The organism is Vibrio sp. Y58_MX_L22, assembly GCF_024181865.1.
GTDB lineage: Bacteria > Pseudomonadota > Gammaproteobacteria > Enterobacterales > Vibrionaceae > Vibrio > Vibrio alginolyticus.
Window position 1 is genome coordinate 670,549 of record NZ_JAMZAN010000001.1, and the last position, 17,322, is coordinate 687,870.

The 17,322-nt window shown below is 43.8% G+C and carries 13 protein-coding genes; 8 read left to right on the top strand and 5 right to left on the bottom strand.

From position 1 onward, the window contains the following. Positions 1–138 precede the first annotated feature (138 nt). The 8 genes from pflB to NL626_RS02900 all read left to right on the top strand — a co-directional run bounded on the left by pflB (position 139) and on the right by NL626_RS02900 (position 11,273). A complete protein-coding gene (pflB, locus tag NL626_RS02865; RefSeq protein ID WP_005378442.1) occupies positions 139–2,415 on the top strand; it encodes a formate C-acetyltransferase in 2,277 nt (758 codons plus the stop codon). Positions 2,416–2,568: 153 nt separating this feature from the next. Beyond that, complete coding sequence (locus tag NL626_RS02870; RefSeq protein WP_005387855.1) at positions 2,569–3,546, top strand: lipid A deacylase LpxR family protein; 978 nt, start codon at positions 2,569–2,571, stop codon at positions 3,544–3,546. Positions 3,547–3,757: 211 nt separating this feature from the next. Continuing rightward, positions 3,758–4,498, top strand: coding sequence for a pyruvate formate lyase 1-activating protein (pflA, locus tag NL626_RS02875; protein ID WP_253656969.1), 741 nt, complete (start codon positions 3,758–3,760; stop codon positions 4,496–4,498). Between the two features lie 154 nt (positions 4,499–4,652). Beyond that, complete coding sequence (locus NL626_RS02880; RefSeq protein ID WP_054575461.1) at positions 4,653–5,318, top strand: energy-coupling factor ABC transporter permease; 666 nt, start codon at positions 4,653–4,655, stop codon at positions 5,316–5,318. A gap of 136 nt (positions 5,319–5,454) precedes the next feature. Next, entirely contained in the window at positions 5,455–5,955 is a 501-nt protein-coding gene (locus NL626_RS02885) for a YfbU family protein (RefSeq protein ID WP_005378446.1), read from the top strand. A 493-nt stretch (positions 5,956–6,448) separates the two neighbouring features. Beyond that, positions 6,449–8,383 (top strand): PrkA family serine protein kinase, encoded by a 1,935-nt coding sequence (locus NL626_RS02890; RefSeq protein WP_005378447.1) that lies wholly within the window; start codon positions 6,449–6,451, stop codon positions 8,381–8,383. Positions 8,384–8,430: 47 nt separating this feature from the next. Beyond that, positions 8,431–9,702, top strand: coding sequence for a YeaH/YhbH family protein (locus NL626_RS02895; RefSeq protein WP_005378448.1), 1,272 nt, complete (start codon positions 8,431–8,433; stop codon positions 9,700–9,702). Positions 9,703–9,713: 11 nt separating this feature from the next. Beyond that, positions 9,714–11,273 carry a SpoVR family protein gene (locus tag NL626_RS02900; RefSeq protein ID WP_064376274.1) on the top strand — a complete coding sequence of 520 codons (1,560 nt, stop codon included), beginning with the start codon at positions 9,714–9,716 and terminating at the stop codon, positions 11,271–11,273. Positions 11,274–11,352: 79 nt separating this feature from the next. Here NL626_RS02900 and kdsB read toward each other — a convergent pair whose 3' ends face one another. The 5 genes from kdsB to NL626_RS02925 are packed head-to-tail and all read right to left on the bottom strand — an operon-like array spanning position 11,353 to position 17,316. Then, complete coding sequence (kdsB, locus tag NL626_RS02905) at positions 11,353–12,108, bottom strand: 3-deoxy-manno-octulosonate cytidylyltransferase (protein WP_239945354.1); 756 nt, start codon at positions 12,106–12,108, stop codon at positions 11,353–11,355. Then, positions 12,108–12,287, bottom strand: a complete 180-nt coding sequence (locus tag NL626_RS02910) for a Trm112 family protein (RefSeq protein WP_005378451.1) — start codon at positions 12,285–12,287, stop codon at positions 12,108–12,110. Before NL626_RS02910 ends, kdsB begins: the two co-directional genes overlap by 1 nt. Further along, the gene (gene lpxK / locus NL626_RS02915; RefSeq protein ID WP_017820019.1) at positions 12,268–13,275 is read right to left on the bottom strand and encodes a tetraacyldisaccharide 4'-kinase; all 1,008 of its coding nucleotides are present in this window, start codon (positions 13,273–13,275) and stop codon (positions 12,268–12,270) included. Before lpxK ends, NL626_RS02910 begins: the two co-directional genes overlap by 20 nt. 5 nt (positions 13,276–13,280) lie before the next feature. Next, complete coding sequence (gene msbA, locus NL626_RS02920; protein WP_186584398.1) at positions 13,281–15,029, bottom strand: lipid A ABC transporter ATP-binding protein/permease MsbA; 1,749 nt, start codon at positions 15,027–15,029, stop codon at positions 13,281–13,283. A 31-nt stretch (positions 15,030–15,060) separates the two neighbouring features. Continuing rightward, a complete protein-coding gene (locus NL626_RS02925; protein WP_239945353.1) occupies positions 15,061–17,316 on the bottom strand; it encodes a DNA internalization-related competence protein ComEC/Rec2 in 2,256 nt (751 codons plus the stop codon). Between the last annotated feature and the right edge of the window lie 6 nt (positions 17,317–17,322).

Here is a 17,322-nt window from a genome sequence, read left to right on the forward strand (position 1 = left end):
TTGTAAATCGAATACGTAAATTTAAGACTATAAATATTGTTATTCATAAGAGTGTACTGTTCCCCTCTTTTATCTGGGGATAGCTGGCTCAACGGCGAAGCAGTACGTATTTTTTTCTACTAAAAAGGTAGGTATGTCATGGCAGAGCAATTTGCTAAAGCTTGGGAAGGTTTTGCTGCAGGCGACTGGCAAAACGAAGTAAACGTTCGTGATTTCATTCAGAAGAACTACACTCCGTACGAAGGCGACGAATCTTTCCTAGTTTCTGAAGGTACTGAAGCGACTAACAAGCTTTGGGCTAAGGTAATGGAAGGCATCAAACAAGAGAACGCGACTCACGCTCCTGTTGATTTTGATACTTCAGTTATCTCTACCATCACTGCTCACGATGCAGGCTACATCGAAAAAGACCTAGAAACTATCGTAGGTCTTCAAACTGACGCTCCTCTAAAACGTGCGATCATCCCTAACGGTGGTATCCGCATGGTTGAAGGTTCATGCAAAGCCTACGACCGCGAGCTAGACCCACAAGTTAAAAAAATCTACACAGAATACCGTAAAACTCACAACCAAGGCGTTTTCGATATCTACACTCCTCAAATCATGGCGTGTCGTAAATCTGGCGTACTGACTGGTCTTCCAGATGCATACGGTCGTGGTCGTATCATCGGTGACTACCGTCGTGTTGCTCTATACGGTATTGACTTCCTAATGAAGGATAAATTCGCGCAGTTCTCTTCTCTACAAGAGCGTTTTGAGAACGGCGAAGACCTACAAATGACAATGCAGCTTCGTGAAGAGATCGCAGAGCAACACCGTGCTCTAGGTCAAATCAAAGAAATGGCTGCAAAATACGGTTGTGATATTTCTCGTCCTGCTGAAACTGCGCAAGAAGCTATTCAGTGGACTTACTTCGGTTACCTAGCTGCTGTTAAATCTCAAAACGGTGCGGCTATGTCTCTAGGTCGTACTTCTACGTTCCTAGACATCTTCATCGAACGTGATATCGCGGCTGGTAAGCTAACTGAAGAACAAGCTCAGGAAATGATCGACCACTTCGTAATGAAACTACGTATGGTTCGTTTCCTACGTACTCCTGAGTACGATGATCTATTCTCTGGCGACCCTATCTGGGCAACTGAGTCTATGGGTGGTATGGGTCTTGACGGTCGTACGCTAGTTACTCGTACAAACTTCCGTTTCCTAAACTCACTATACACTATGGGTCCTTCTCCAGAGCCAAACATCACTGTTCTTTGGTCTGAGCAACTACCTGAAGGCTTCAAGAAGTTCTGTGCGAAAGTATCTATCGATACTTCTTCTATTCAGTACGAAAATGACGACTTAATGCGTCCAGACATGAACTCTGACGACTACGCGATCGCATGTTGTGTATCCCCAATGGTTGTTGGTAAGCAAATGCAGTTCTTCGGTGCTCGTGCGAACCTTGCGAAAACAATGCTTTACACCATCAACGGTGGTGTGGATGAGAAGCTAAAAATCCAAGTTGGCCCGCAAATGCCTAAGATCGAAGGCGATGTTCTTAACTACGATGAACTGTGGGAGAAAATGGACCACTTCATGGATTGGCTAGCGAAACAATATGTGACAGCACTAAACGCTATCCACTTCATGCACGATAAGTACAGCTACGAAGCGGCACTAATGGCTCTGCACGACCGTGACGTTAAACGTACTATGGCTTGTGGTATTGCTGGTCTATCTGTTGCGGCTGACTCACTATCTGCAATTAAATACGCAAAAGTTAAGCCAATTCGTGACGAAGACGGTCTAGCAATCGACTTCGAAATCGAAGGCGATTACCCTAAATTCGGTAACAACGACCCACGCGTTGATGACATTGCATGTGAACTTGTTTCTGTATTTATGGGCAAAATCCGTAAGCTTAAGACTTACCGTGATGCAATCCCTACTCAGTCAATTCTTACTATCACTTCAAACGTGGTTTACGGTAAGAAAACTGGTAACACGCCTGACGGTCGTCGTGCTGGTGCTCCATTTGCTCCAGGTGCAAACCCAATGCACGGTCGTGACGAGAAAGGTGCTGTAGCATCACTAACTTCAGTTGCTAAACTGCCGTTTGCTGACGCACAAGATGGTATCTCTTACACATTCTCTATCGTACCTAACGCACTAGGTAAAGATGAGGGTTCACAACGCGCTAACCTTGCTGGTCTTATGGATGGTTACTTCCACCACGAAGCGGGTATCGAAGGTGGCCAACACCTAAACGTGAACGTTCTTAACCGTGAAACTCTAGAAGACGCAGTTAAGCACCCAGAGAAATACCCTCAGCTAACAATCCGTGTATCTGGTTACGCTGTTCGCTTCAACTCTCTAACTGCAGAGCAACAAGCTGACGTAATCGCGCGTACATTCACTGAGTCTCTATAAGACTATAGCGAAATAACGTTCTAGTAATACAACAAAGGCTGATGCTAAGTAGCATCAGCCTTTTTTTATTTCTTGAATGAAAGTTGTGATATCGCGAAAGACTTTTGCCCGCATTCTTACGTATGATGCGAAAAAAGTTAGCAAATAAAGTCTATGAGATTTAGTAAATTAATTATTCTTACCCTTCTTTCTCCAGTTGCAATAGCATCCACTAAGTCTACGGTTTCTTTTACCATCGACAACGATGGTATTTTTGGCGTAGATCAAGACTATACGAATGGTGTTTTCCTTTCTTACGCGACAGACCAACTGACACAAGAAAGCCAATGGAAATGGCTGAGTCTAGCTAACTCAGAGCACGCCAATATCGATAAAATAGAGTTGGTTCTTGGCCACAAAATGTGGACTCCAAGCGACATTGAAGCCGATTATCCACTAATCAATGATCGCCCATATGCCGGTTACCTACACACCGAAATCAACTACCTTTCCCTAACGAGTGACAAAGCTGTACGGTACAATTTCACCATAGGAGCTACGGGTGAAAGTTCGCTATCAGAAAAGGCGCAAGAAATCGTTCACGGCATAACAGGATCGACGGACCCTCAAGGTTGGGATTACCAGATTGAAGATAAAGTTGCGTTCAGCCTTGGTTACCGCGTATTTAACAAATTGATGCGCAGCGAAGAACAAAAAACACAATGGGAGATTACCAACATTAACGACATCAATGCGGGTAACTTCCGTAGTGATGTCTCTCAAGGCGTCATGTTTCGTTGGGGTACAAACCTAGCGAATAGCATCGGAGCCGCCAATATCAGTGTCGAAAGCCCTTTCTCAGCAAGTATGATCGCTCAGAACACGTCGAGTTGGTTCTTGTTCACCGGGTTTGAAGGTCGTTACCGCTTTAATGACATGACTATCGAAGGAGATCGTCCTGGCATTCCTGAACCGTCAGCGCCATACGACGTCACACTGCAAAATTGGCAAGCAAGTGCCGTCGCGGGGGTATCTTGGTACAACCAAAATTACGGTGCAAGCATCACCTTTACAATTAAAACACCGGATTATGAAGAAGCCCAAACCGATGTTTATGGGACAGGCTCGTTCTCCGTGTTCGCCTTTTTCTAAAAACTGGATTATCCCAGCATCGAAGTCAATCTAGATACACGGCAAGTTCTCGGGGTAGGTATTAACCACCTCGTGTTCAAGCGTTTATGTAGATTGGCTCCATCTATTTTCTTTCTTCAAATAACCTTGCCTTTAGTACCGACAAAGCTGTTTTAACCCTGCTTTTTGTAATAAAATAACAGCTAGAATTTACTAGTAATGAGAGCAAAAGATGTCAACAGCTGGTCGTATTCACTCATTTGAGTCATGTGGTACCGTAGACGGACCTGGTATTCGATTTATCGTCTTCTTGCAAGGTTGTTTAATGCGCTGTAAGTATTGCCATAACCGCGATACTTGGGACACGCATGATGGCAAAGAAGTCACGGTTGAAGAAATCATTTCCGAAGCGAAAAGTTACCGCCACTTCATGAATGCATCAGGTGGTGGCGTTACTTGTTCTGGCGGCGAAGCGATGCTTCAACCGGAATTCGTACGTGATTTTTTCCGCTCTGCTAAAGCCGAAGGCATTCATACATGTCTAGATACTAACGGTTATGTTCGTAAGCACACTGATGTTATCGATGAAGTACTGGATGCAACAGACTTAGTCATGCTTGACATCAAACACATGAAAGACGAAGTGCACCAAGATCTCATCGGTGTATCCAACCGACGCACATTGGACTTTGCTCGTTACTTGCAAAAAATCGGAAAGAAAACATGGATTCGCTATGTCGTCGTGCCTGGTTACACAGATGACCCAGAAGCAGCACACATGCTTGGTGAATTTATTAAAGACATGGATAACATCGAAAAGGTCGAGTTACTTCCTTACCACAAATTAGGGGCTCATAAGTGGGAAGCGTTAGGCTTAGAATACCCACTCGAAGGCGTAAACCCGCCACCGAAAGAAACCATGGATGAAATTCAATCCATTCTTGCTCAATACAACGATAACGTAAAATACTAAGTGAACCGCAAGACTAACCTCTTTAAAATACCAGCTTATTGCTGGTATTTTTTTGATTATATCTAAGCCTTATCAGTGAGTTTCTCTGCGGTCATTTAGGTAGAAAAAGAACGATAGAAATGATTGCGTCATGTTCGCATAGGAAGGAAGTAACATGGATTTGTTTAACTTAGGCTCTCTTGTTGTCTCAATTTGGATAGTAGTAGTCTACTGCCTACCAGATTGGAAAAAAGTCGTTTGGCCCAAACTGGAAAAAGAAAAAGGATTTCAGCACCTCGTTTTTGCAACGCTCTTCTTTTTCAGTATTTTATGGACAGCTCAAGCAGGTGTAAAAGAAGGATTACAGATTCATTTTCTTGCACTAACAACGCTGACGATGATGTATGGTTGGCGTATGGCATTTCTAATCAGTATCCCTGCAATGCTGGTCAACCACCTACTACATGATGTGTCATTGTTACTCTTACCCACATCGTTAGTTCTATCTGCCCTAATTCCGATTTTCATTAGTTACTTAGTGTTTCTTCTGAGTTACCACTACTTGCCAAGAAACATTTTTGTTTTCATCTTCGTTGCTGGATTTTTCAATGGCGCGATAACAGGAAGTCTGCACCTCATCATTAACTCTTTTTATCACCTATCAGTTGGTCACTACGATTGGGAAACCATTCAACATAACTACTTTGTTTTTGTGCCGTTGCTCGCCTTTCCAGAAGGTCTATTAAATGGTATGGCACTGGCGGTTTTAACCGTATTCAAGCCAGAGTGGCTGAGAGTATTTTCAGACCGAGACTACATATACAATCATTACCATAAATAAGTGTTTTCAAACTGGTCAAAAGTGACAGTTCTTGCCATTTTTTAGTATTAAATATGTGTTGAGATCATGTTTCACTCATGTCTTAAGCGTTAACCTAAGCACATTAAAAATGTATTAGATATCTAGTGAGGTCACCATGGAAATGTCAAACGCTCAACGTTTGATTCTATCAAACCAATACAACCTTATGTCTCAACTTGATCCAAGTAATGCGGCCAAATACAAACGCTTACAAACGATCGTTGAACGTGGTTATGAACTACAAATGCGAGAGTTGAACAAAGATTTCGGCTGCCTCTCAGAAGCAGAATGTCGTGAGATCATCGACGTTATGGAGATGTATCATGCGATGCAAGAATCTTACAACATGCTAGACGATGAAGACCGCAGCAACGTAGATCAGCGCCGCTTGAAGTTCTTGGGATTTGATATCGCTTCAGAAGCGCAACAAGTACATTACGTACGTTTTCTCATCGATTCTGAAGGTTTGTACCCTCAGTTTGACAAGGCAGATCATCACTTTAACAGCCAAATGCCGATGCTAGATAAATACCGCCGTATGCTGCAAACTTGGCGTAACTGCCCTCGTCAGTATCATTTATGTGAAAACGAACTAGCGCAAATCTTCAGCGCATAAAATGGTCGTCTAAGAATGAGGAGAGCGCCCGCTCTCCTTGTTATTTACCCTGTCACAAACTTATCTAAGACTTTGCTCTCTTCCTACCTCTTTCACTTGCCTTGCTCAATGTAGAGCAACGAATCACTGAGACTCTTCCGTCTTTGCCAAATATTTGATTTCTATTGCACCTATTCACGACATAAATTCGTCCTTAATAAAAGAGTGATTCAAATGTCACTTTTACAATAAATTCATAATTGTTAAGCAAAATTGCAAATCCCCGACTAGGCTTAAGTAGAGAAAGGCTGTGATTGAAAAATTCATATCCACCGCTCACCGTTGTAACGAAAAAACCGTCCATAAAGCAAAGTCTTTGGTGTCGCCAATCTTACATTCTGTACGAACCAAATGTGATAACAGGACGTATATTCAAACAACAACGAGCATAACTGTTGGTGGAAAGCCTGAATCAACGTTCGTCGGTAGACTGACTATTAAAGGGGAAAGCGACATGAGTATTTTCGACCACTATCAATCAAGATATGAAGCTGCAAAAGATGAAGAGATGTCGTTACAGGAGTTTTTAGCCCTGTGTAAAGATGACAAAAGCGCTTATGCTAATGCAGCAGAACGCCTACTGATGGCGATTGGTGAACCAGAGATAATCGATACGGCAAAAGATCCGAGACTAAGCCGAATCTTCTCGAATCGTGTTATCTCTCGTTATGAAACCTTTAAAGACTTTTATGGCATGGAAGATGCCATAGAACAAATTGTGTCTTACCTAAAACATGCGGCGCAAGGCCTAGAAGAGCGTAAGCAGATTCTTTACCTACTCGGCCCTGTAGGTGGCGGTAAGTCTTCGCTTGCAGAAAAGCTTAAGGCTCTGATGGAACAGATGCCTATTTATGTTCTTACTGCTAACGGCGAACGCAGCCCAGTGAATGACCATCCATTCTGCCTATTCAAAGCCACAGAAGATGGCGATATTTTGAAAAAAGAATATGGCATAGAGCACCGTTATCTTCGCTCGATCATGTCTCCGTGGGCCGCTAAACGTCTTCACGAGTTTGGTGGTGATATCACCAAATTTAAAGTAGTGAAAGTACGTCCTTCTATCCTTGACCAAATCGGTATTGCCAAAACTGAACCAGGCGATGAAAACAACCAAGATATCTCATCATTGGTTGGTAAAGTCGATATTCGTAAGCTTGAACACTATTCGCAAGACGATCCAGACGCTTACAGCTACTCCGGTGCGCTGTGTAAAGCAAACCAAGGTTTAATGGAATTCGTTGAGATGTTCAAAGCACCAATCAAAGTGCTTCACCCGCTGTTAACAGCAACGCAAGAAGGCAACTTCAACGGTACAGAAGGCCTTTCTGCGATTCCATTCGACGGTATGATTCTGGCTCACTCAAACGAATCTGAGTGGCAGACCTTCCGTAACAACAAGAACAATGAAGCGTTCTTGGACCGTGTTTATATTGTGAAAGTACCTTACTGTCTACGTGTTTCAGAAGAAGTCAAAATCTACCAAAAACTTCTTGAAAACAGTGAGTTGTCTCAAGCCCCTTGTTCACCAAGCACGCTCGAGACTCTGGCACAATTCAGTATTCTTTCTCGACTTAAAGAGCCTGAAAACTCGTCCATCTTCTCTAAGATGCGCGTATACGACGGTGAAACGCTGAAAGATACGGATCCAAAGGCAAAAAGCTATCAAGAGTATCGTGATTATGCTGGTGTCGATGAAGGCATGAACGGTCTCTCAACACGTTTTGCCTTTAAGATTTTGTCACGCGTATTTAACTTCGACCAAACCGAAGTGGCAGCCAACCCTGTACATCTATTCTATGTGATTGAACAACAGGTTGAGCGCGAACAGTTCCCTGCTGAAACAGCAGAGAAATATCTCGAGTTCTTGAAAGGCTACCTAGTACCTCGATACGTTGAATTTATCGGTAAAGAGATTCAGACCGCTTATCTTGAGTCTTACTCTGAGTACGGCCAAAACATTTTCGACCGATATGTCACCTATGCAGACTTCTGGATTCAAGACCAAGAGTACCGAGATCCAGAAACTGGTCAGCTATTTGATCGCTCTTCACTGAATGCTGAGCTAGAGAAGATCGAAAAAACAGCTGGTATTTCTAACCCGAAAGATTTCCGAAACGAAATCGTTAACTTTGTGCTTCGTGCGAAAGCGAATAACAATGGTCAAAACCCGGTTTGGACCAGCTACGAAAAACTGCGCACAGTAATCGAGAAGAAAATGTTCTCCAATACCGAAGAGCTACTTCCGGTTATCTCATTTAATGCGAAAACCTCTTCTGAAGATCAGAAGAAGCACGACGACTTTGTCGCTCGCATGATGGAAAAAGGCTATACCGAGAAACAGGTTCGCCTACTTTCTGAGTGGTACCTACGAGTACGTAAGTCATCCTAACCCAGTATTGAGTTAGGTCGCTTGTGAAACATGAAGAGGGCTATTTCATGGCGCAATTTATAGACCGAAGGCTCAATGGCAAGAACAAGAGCGCTGTTAATCGACAGCGCTTCTTGAAGCGCCACAAAGAGCAAATAAAAGAGTCGGTAGCAGACGCAGTGAATCGACGCTCGATTACGAATACGGAAACGGGCGAAGACGTCTCTATCCCTCACAAAGACATCAATGAGCCTATATTTCATCAAGGCAAAGGTGGTGTTCGCGAACGAGTTCATCCCGGTAACGACCAATTCATTACTGGTGATAAAATTGAGCGTCCCAAAGGTGGCGGTCAAGGTAGCGGCTCTGGAGAAGGAAACGCCAGTCCAGATGGAGAAGGCCAAGACGAATTTGTATTCCAAATATCAAAAGATGAGTACCTCGATATTTTGTTCGAAGATCTCGAGCTGCCTAATCTAGAAAAAAACCAAATTGCCAAAATCACTGAATGGAAAACACACCGTGCAGGCTTTCAAACTGCCGGTATCCCTTCCAATATCGCCGTAGTTCGTTCTCTGCAACAATCTCTTGCGCGCCGTACTGCAATGACTGCTGGTAAGAAACGACTTCTTAAAGAGTTAGAAGACGAACTTGCTCGCATCAAAAATATTGAACCTGCTCAGCAGTTTGAAGAGAACCGCTTGAAGGCTGAAATTGAAGAACTGCGCAAGAAAATCGAAAGCGTGCCGTTCATCGATACCTTCGACTTACGCTTCAAGAACTATGAGAAACGCCCGGTACCATCGAGCCAAGCGGTAATGTTCTGTCTAATGGACGTATCCGGTTCGATGGACCAGGCAACGAAAGACATCGCAAAACGCTTCTATGTTCTTTTGTACTTGTTCTTAACTCGTACCTACGAGAATGTCGAAGTCGTCTTTATCCGCCACCATACCCAAGCGAAGGAAGTGGACGAGCACGAATTTTTCTACTCACAAGAAACCGGGGGTACCATTGTATCTAGCGCGCTCAAGTTAATGGATGAAATAGTAAAAGAGCGATACCCGATTGGTCAGTGGAACATATATGCAGCTCAAGCATCCGACGGTGACAACTGGGCAGATGATTCGCCAAGATGCCGGGATCTGTTAGTGAACAAATTACTTCCAAACTGTCAGTATTACTCTTACATAGAGATCACGCGGCGATCGCACCAAACTCTATGGCATGAGTACGAAAAACTCACTGAAGAGTTTCCTAATTTCGCAATGAAAAACATTCGCTCTGTGGAGGATATTTTCCCAGTCTTTCGTGAACTATTCCAAAAAGAAACGGCGTAAGGAGGCTAGCGATGAATACCGCAACGAGAAACCTCTCAGGAGAGGCGCCTAAGAAGCGTAACAGTAGAGTGTTGCCAGATGGACCAGATTGGACATTTGAGCTGTTAGAGCGCTACCACAAAGAAATTAAGCGTGTCGCGGAGCATTATCGCCTAGACACTTACCCTAACCAAATAGAAGTGATTACTTCAGAACAGATGATGGATGCCTATTCAAGTATCGGCATGCCAATCAATTACAACCACTGGTCATTTGGTAAAAAATTCATTCAAACAGAGCAGAACTATAAACATGGTCAAATGGGGTTAGCCTACGAGATTGTGATTAACTCCGACCCTTGTATTGCTTATTTGATGGAAGAAAATACGGTAACAATGCAAGCACTCGTTATAGCGCACGCGTGTTACGGCCATAACTCTTTTTTCAAAGGTAATTACCTATTCCAAACGTGGACTGACGCCAGCTCTATTATCGACTATCTGCTGTTCGCCAAAAAGTATTTAGCCGAGTGTGAAGAACGATATGGCGTAAAAGAAGTGGAAAAACTGCTCGACTCTTGTCACGCGTTAATGAACTTTGGTGTAGACCGCTACAAGCGTCCAGAGAAAATCTCAATTACAGAGGAAAAAGCAAGACAAGAAGAACGCGAAGCATACCTACAATCTCAAGTTAATGAGCTTTGGCGCACGGTACCGACAGCCAAGACGAAAGAGGAAGACATTAAAGAGCGATTCCCAAGCGAGCCTCAGGAAAACTTGCTCTACTTCTTCGAAAAACATGCGCCGTTGCTAGAGCCGTGGCAACGTGAAGTTGTTCGGATCGTCCGTAAGATCAGTCAGTATTTTTATCCGCAAAAACAAACGCAAGTTATGAATGAGGGCTGGGCAACGTTCTGGCACTACACCATACTCAACCATCTTTATGATGAGGGCTTGGTGTCTGAAAAATTCATTCTAGAGTTCTTACATAGCCACACCAGTGTCGTGGCTCAGCCGCCTTATAACAGTCCTTACTTTAATGGCATTAACCCCTACGCGTTAGGCTTTGCCATGTTCCGAGATATTAAGCGTATCTGTGAAGAACCAACTGATGAGGACAAAGAGTGGTTTCCAGACCTAGCAGGAACCGACTGGTTAGATGCAGTGCATTTCGCGATGCATAATTTCAAAGATGAAAGCTTTATTAGCCAATACCTTTCTCCGAAATTAATGCGTGATTTCAAGCTGTTTGCGATCAACGATGATGATCATAAGAACTTTATTGAAGTCGCTGCGATACACGATGAGATGGGTTATAAACGCATTAGAGAAACCTTAGCTGCTCAGTATAACTTATCTAATCTTGAGCCAAACATTCAGGTGTTTAATGTCGATGTCCGTGGTGATCGCTCGCTTACGTTGCAGTACGTTCCTCACAACCGCATCCCACTTGATGATAGTTACGAAGAAGTTCTAAAGCACGTGTATCGATTATGGGGCTTTGATGTCATTCTCCAAGAAGTGAAAGACACCGGTCACCGAGAGGTGTTAGCGACCTGCCCTAAACGGAACCAATACGACACTAACATTTAACTAATACCGCGATACAAGTAAAACAAAAAGGCTCCTAATTCAGGAGCCTTGTTTATTCTTAAATCTATATGAGCATTTGTTACGCTTGCTTCTCAACAATCGCGCGCACGGCTTCTAGATCTTCGGGCGTATCAACGCCTGCTGCTGGTGCTTCTTTCGCTACCGCCACATGAATTTTTTCACCGTACCAAAGCACTCGCAGTTGCTCAAGACACTCAATCTGCTCTAATGCACTTGGTGCCCAGTTGACATACGTATTAATGAAACCAGCTCGATAAGCATAAATACCAATATGACGCATTAATGGGTTGGCAATGGTTTTGTCTTGTTTAGCAAAGTTATCGCGATCCCAGGGGATGGTTGCTCGACTAAAGTACATCGCATAGCCTTGCTCATCTGCGACAACTTTAACAGCGTTCGGGTTGAACACTTCCTCTTCCGAGTCTATTTCTACAGCTAACGTCGCCATCGAGGCTTCACACCCAGATAAGTTATCAGCAACCTGACGAATGATGGACGGCGGAATCAAAGGCTCATCCCCTTGCACATTAACAATAATGTGGTCTGACGGAATAGCCATCTTTTCAACAACTTCGGCAAGACGCTCCGTACCTGATTCGTGGTGGGGAGAGGTCATACAAACTTTACCACCAAATGACGAAACCGCTTTCGCAACACGCTCGTCATCAGTTGCAACGATGACATCTTCCGCACCCGCTTGTAGCGCTTGTTCATAAACCCACTGAACCATAGGCTTACCACCAATATCCGCTAGCGGTTTACCAGGCAAACGGCTCGATGCGTAGCGCGAAGGGATGACAACCGTAAAAGACATTAGCGTCCCTCATCCATGCTCATAGTGCGAGCTTCAGGCTCTAGCAGAACTGGAATACCCTCTTTGATCGGGTAAGCAAGGCGATCCAATTTGCAGATCAACTCTTGATTATCTTTATCGTACGTCAGCTTACCTTTGCAAACAGGGCAAGCTACAATCTCAAGTAGACGGTGATCCATAAGCCGCTTTAACCTCTTTTATTCTATTTAAAATTTGCTCTGCATCGTTTGATTCAAACTGGGCAGATACAGGCAGATACCACCAATTATCTTGCGCATAATGGCTGCACTTGACGGCATCTTTCTCGGTCATAACCACATTGGTCCCTTGTTGAGCCAATGCTTCTAATTCTTGTTGATCAAAGTCTTGATGGTCAGCAAAACCTTTTGTGACTTTAACATCTGCGTTCATCGAGTTTAGTGTATGAAAAAACCGCGGAGGATGCCCAATGCCCGCAAATGCGACGAGATCTTTCAACTCCGAGACATCCACATGTTGCTTAGTCTTAAGATTAATAGCTTTAGAGGGTGCTAAAGCCATTGCGATTTCGCCCGTATGCGCTTGACCGCCATTGGTGATGATAAAGTCGACTTCTTTAAGTCGCTCAATACCTTCACGTAAAGGACCTAATGGAATCAGGCTTTCATTCCCAAACCGGCGATTCCCATCCACAATCACTAACTCAATATCACGGCCTAACGCATAATGTTGTAATCCATCATCCGTAATTATGATATCCACATCCAAATCTAGCAGTGCTTTCACTGCATTTGAACGCACAGGATCTACCGCAACAGGTGCTCCTGTACGGCGATGAATCAACTTAGGTTCATCGCCACAATGCTTCGCTGGCGTATCTTCTTTTAGCACTAACGGATAGGCAGGAGCCTTTGCCCCATAACCACGAGAAACAACCCCCGGCTTAAAGCCCATTTGCTGTAGTTGCTCAACAAGCCACACAACAACTGGTGTTTTACCATTGCCACCAGCAGTGATATTGCCAACCACAACAACAGGTATTGGCGCATTATAAGCTTGCTTGCGGCCAGTTTGGTATTGCTTTCGCTTTGACTTGCTTATCGTTCCAAATAATAAACTCAGTGGCCACAAAAGCGGCCACAAGAGGTATTTTATTGGATGGTTTTCAAACCAGATTTTTTCAATCACCGCGCTTATTCACCAAACTGAATACGGTGCAATTGTGCATACGCACCATTTTTCTTAATAAGCTCAGCGTGGTTGCCACGTTCAATGATGGCACCATCATCAACCACAAGAATTTCATCGGCTTTCTCGATTGTGGATAAGCGGTGCGCTATTACAAGTACCGTTTTATCTTTTTGCAGCTCATCAAGTGCAGCTTGAATAGCTCGCTCGGATTCGGTATCCAAAGCCGAAGTTGCCTCATCAAGAATCAGCACTGGAGCATCACGCAATAGAGCTCGCGCAATCGCAACACGTTGGCGTTGACCACCAGACAAGCTAGCACCATTTTCACCAATCATGGTATCAAGTCCATCATCCATTTTGCTGATGAACTCCATCGCATGCGCGAGTGTTGCCGCTTTCTCGATATCACTGCGCTCATATTGGCCATCCGTTGCGTACGCAATATTGTTTGCTATCGTGTCATTAAACAAATGAACATTTTGCGATACTAGTGCAAATTGCTGGCGTAAATTCTTTAGCTCGTAATCACGAATATCATGCCCATCTAATGTGATAGATCCACTGTCAACATCATAGAAGCGGTTGAACAAGTTCGCGATGGTACTTTTACCTGAGCCAGAACGGCCAACTAGCGCCACCGTTTTTCCTCTTGGAATATCGAAGCTGACATTTTCCAATGCTGGTTTTTCTGCACCAGTGTAAGTAAAGCTTACGTTTTTAACTGAAACATCGCCATTTGCGCGTTCAACTGTCAACTTACCTTCGTTTTTCTCAGGCTCGAGGTCAATTAACGCGAAGAGCGTTTGGCTCGCGGCCATACCACGTTGGAACTGAGAAGTAACGTTAGTCAGCGCTTTAAGTGGGCGCATCAGACCAAACATTGCAGAGAAGACAACAGTAAATGTACCTGGAGTCAGTTGCTCTTTAATCGAATCAATACTTGCTAAATAAAGAACGGCAACAATTGCAAGTGATGCAATCATTTGGATGATAGGGTTAGCCGCCGCTTGAGCCGTCACCAACTTCATGCTTTGTTGACGCATTTGGTTGCTGACTTTTTCAAATCGTTTACGTTCGATGTCTTGGCCGCCATAGCTCAACACAACTTTATGACCTTTCAGCATCTGCTCTGCTGATGCAGTTACGTTACCCATCATGGTCTGCATATTTTTGGATATTTTTCTAAAACGTTTAGAAACAACACCAATACCCCATGCTACAACGGGAGCAACAGCAAACAGCACTAGCGACAACTGCCAGCTGTTGTAAAACATCAAAACTAACAGACCAATGATACTTGCGCCTTCACGGACAATGCTCACCAACGCTTGGCTAGTTGCCGCTGACACTTGCTCTGAGTCGTAGGTTATACGCGACAATAAATTGCCCGTCTTTTCCTTATCAAAGTAAGACACTGGCATATGCATAAAGTGATTGAACACCATGCGACGGACTTGCATAACTACGTTGCCAGATACCCAGCTCAAACAGTAGGTGGAGACAAATCCACTTATGCCACGGATGAACATCATGGCAAAAATAATCAATGGAAGCGTGCGTAAAAAATCAGATTCAGCGTTCCCAAAACCTTCATCGAGTAGTGGTTTTAGCAGGGAAATCATATAGGTATCTGATATGGCATTAATAACTAATGCAATGACTGCAACGACAAGACCTGACTTATAAAGGCGAATAAATTGCCATAGACGCTTAAACGTCTGCCAAGTCGTTTCATCAGTATTTATCGACATAGAAGTGCTTTATTTTCTTACATTAAGACTCTCATTCTACTCCCTTACGCAGCATCTGCCTATACCAAGGCTCAAATGTATCGCTACGTTTGGTTTCTGAGCGCCAATTATCACGGTGAATAAAGAAGCTTACCTGACCACCCTCACCAGTATCAAGCCAAGTAACGCCAAGCTTTCGGTATGAAGCAACGACATTTTCCGCTGGCATTCCCCATCGATTGTTTTTTGCTAAAGAAGCAACTGCCACACTCGGGCTCACCGCCTCAATAAATCGAGGATTCGATGAACTTTTACTCCCGTGGTGAGGGACTAGCATCACATCGCTTTGTAACTTTCCGGGTTCTCTAAGCAAAATCCACTCGCTAATGGCCTCAATATCACCAGTAAAAAGCATACTAAAGTTAGAAATAGGGTCAGTAAGTCGTAATACACAGGAGTGCGGATTATACGCACGTTGAACAAGTTCAGGAGGCCAGAGCACTTCCATGTTTAATCCTTGCCATTTCCATTGGTCGCCTCTAGTGCAAGGCTCATATTCGATAAAGAATTGACTACTAAGTTTACGCTGTGGAGAAAAGGCATCTTCAATGAAAAAGCGGCCGCCTGCGTGATCATTATCGGAATGGCTTAGAATCAGTGTATCTATGCTTTCATAACCTCGTTGATGCAAAACCGGAGTGACGACCTGCTCTGCGATACTGCCGCTTTGCCATGCTTTACCAGTGTCATACAGCAACACCTTGTCGTCTTTTTCTACAACCACTGCAAGGCCATGACCTACATCTAATACATCGATACGCCAATGTGGTTCATACTCCGATGCAAGCTTGATACTAATAACGATGCCGAGTAACAAATACCACGCGTACTGAGACATGAACCGTTGAAATATTAAGCAAACCACTATCGCCATAACCAGCATTGTCATTTCCATGCTAATAGGTTGCCAAGAACCTATTGCGTACTGTATTGACGTGCTCAGTGGCTGTAATGACCAGTCCACCAAATGCCACAGAGGCTTCGCTATCATTTCAAGAAACAAAGATGAGAACAGGGCTAGGAACATCAAAGGTACAACGATAAATCCAAACCAAGGAATAAATACCAAGTTGTAGGCTATTGAGGACAAACTAAAACCGGAAAAGAAATGGCCACTAACAGGTACGATTAAAGCGCTCAACATCAATTGAGTAAGCAATACCGCTTTTAATTTCGTTTTCCAACCTCCCCTTTGATGTCGAATCAAATTAATTGCGAACAATACCGCACAAACGGAGAGGTATGATAACCAAAAGCTCATACTGTAGGATGCAAAAGGTTGGACAAGCAGTTGTAGAGATACTGCAAGCAAAAGAACTCGCCAAGAAGTCCAGTGCACCAGAGTATACTTCAGGAGAACGTAAACAACGCATACCGACACTGCTCGCGTAGTAGGCAGAGAGAAATCCGCTAACCAAGCGTAGGCAACAGCGAAGATCAGCCCATATAAGCTAGGTAACAACTGGTATTGGGGTAATAGATAACGAACGGTACCGCCCACGACTAGCCCAAAAGTAAACGCCATACCAATATGTAAACCAGAAATGGAGACCAAATGCAGTAAACCACTGTCCCTGAGCGCTTGCCAATCTTCCTTAGACAACCAAGAACGGTCAGCAAAAACTAACGCACTTATTAACGAGAAATGATGAAGGGAAGACACATCATCAGCGACATCGGCAATAATGGATTGACGCAGAGATACATTAGAACGAACAATCCACTTAGCATCTTTGTTAACAACCGCTCGGGCGATAATATTTTTACCCATCGCGTGCTTTTCAGCATCAAAGCCAGCTTCGTTGCGTAGACCTGTAATCGGCTTTAACGAGATGGATGTCGTAAACTCACTGTTAACATCGAGTGGAAAAGGCGTAATAAGACGGATTTTAGGTTTAAGAAAAGGTAACAGAGTTTGAGAATTTACCGCTTCTATAGCGACAATACCTTCATAACCGTGACTTATTTGCGTAAAAGGGCTGTCAACTTTACCAATTATGGTAATATTCTCCCCTGCTTGAAAAAGGGCTTGTCTCTGAGACTCCAATACATTGCCGTGGACGATGACAACCATAAAGCCCGCAATTGCGCCTATGCTAATTAAGCCACGACGTAATTTGATTATTGAGCCAGTGGTTATTATTCCCAGCAGCAACCAACGCCAATCTGGTATTGTCGGCCACCAAGCTGACGAGATTACGCTCGCTACAAATAACGCCAAGGTCCAACTTTTTTCTGAGAGAGTCATGCTGTC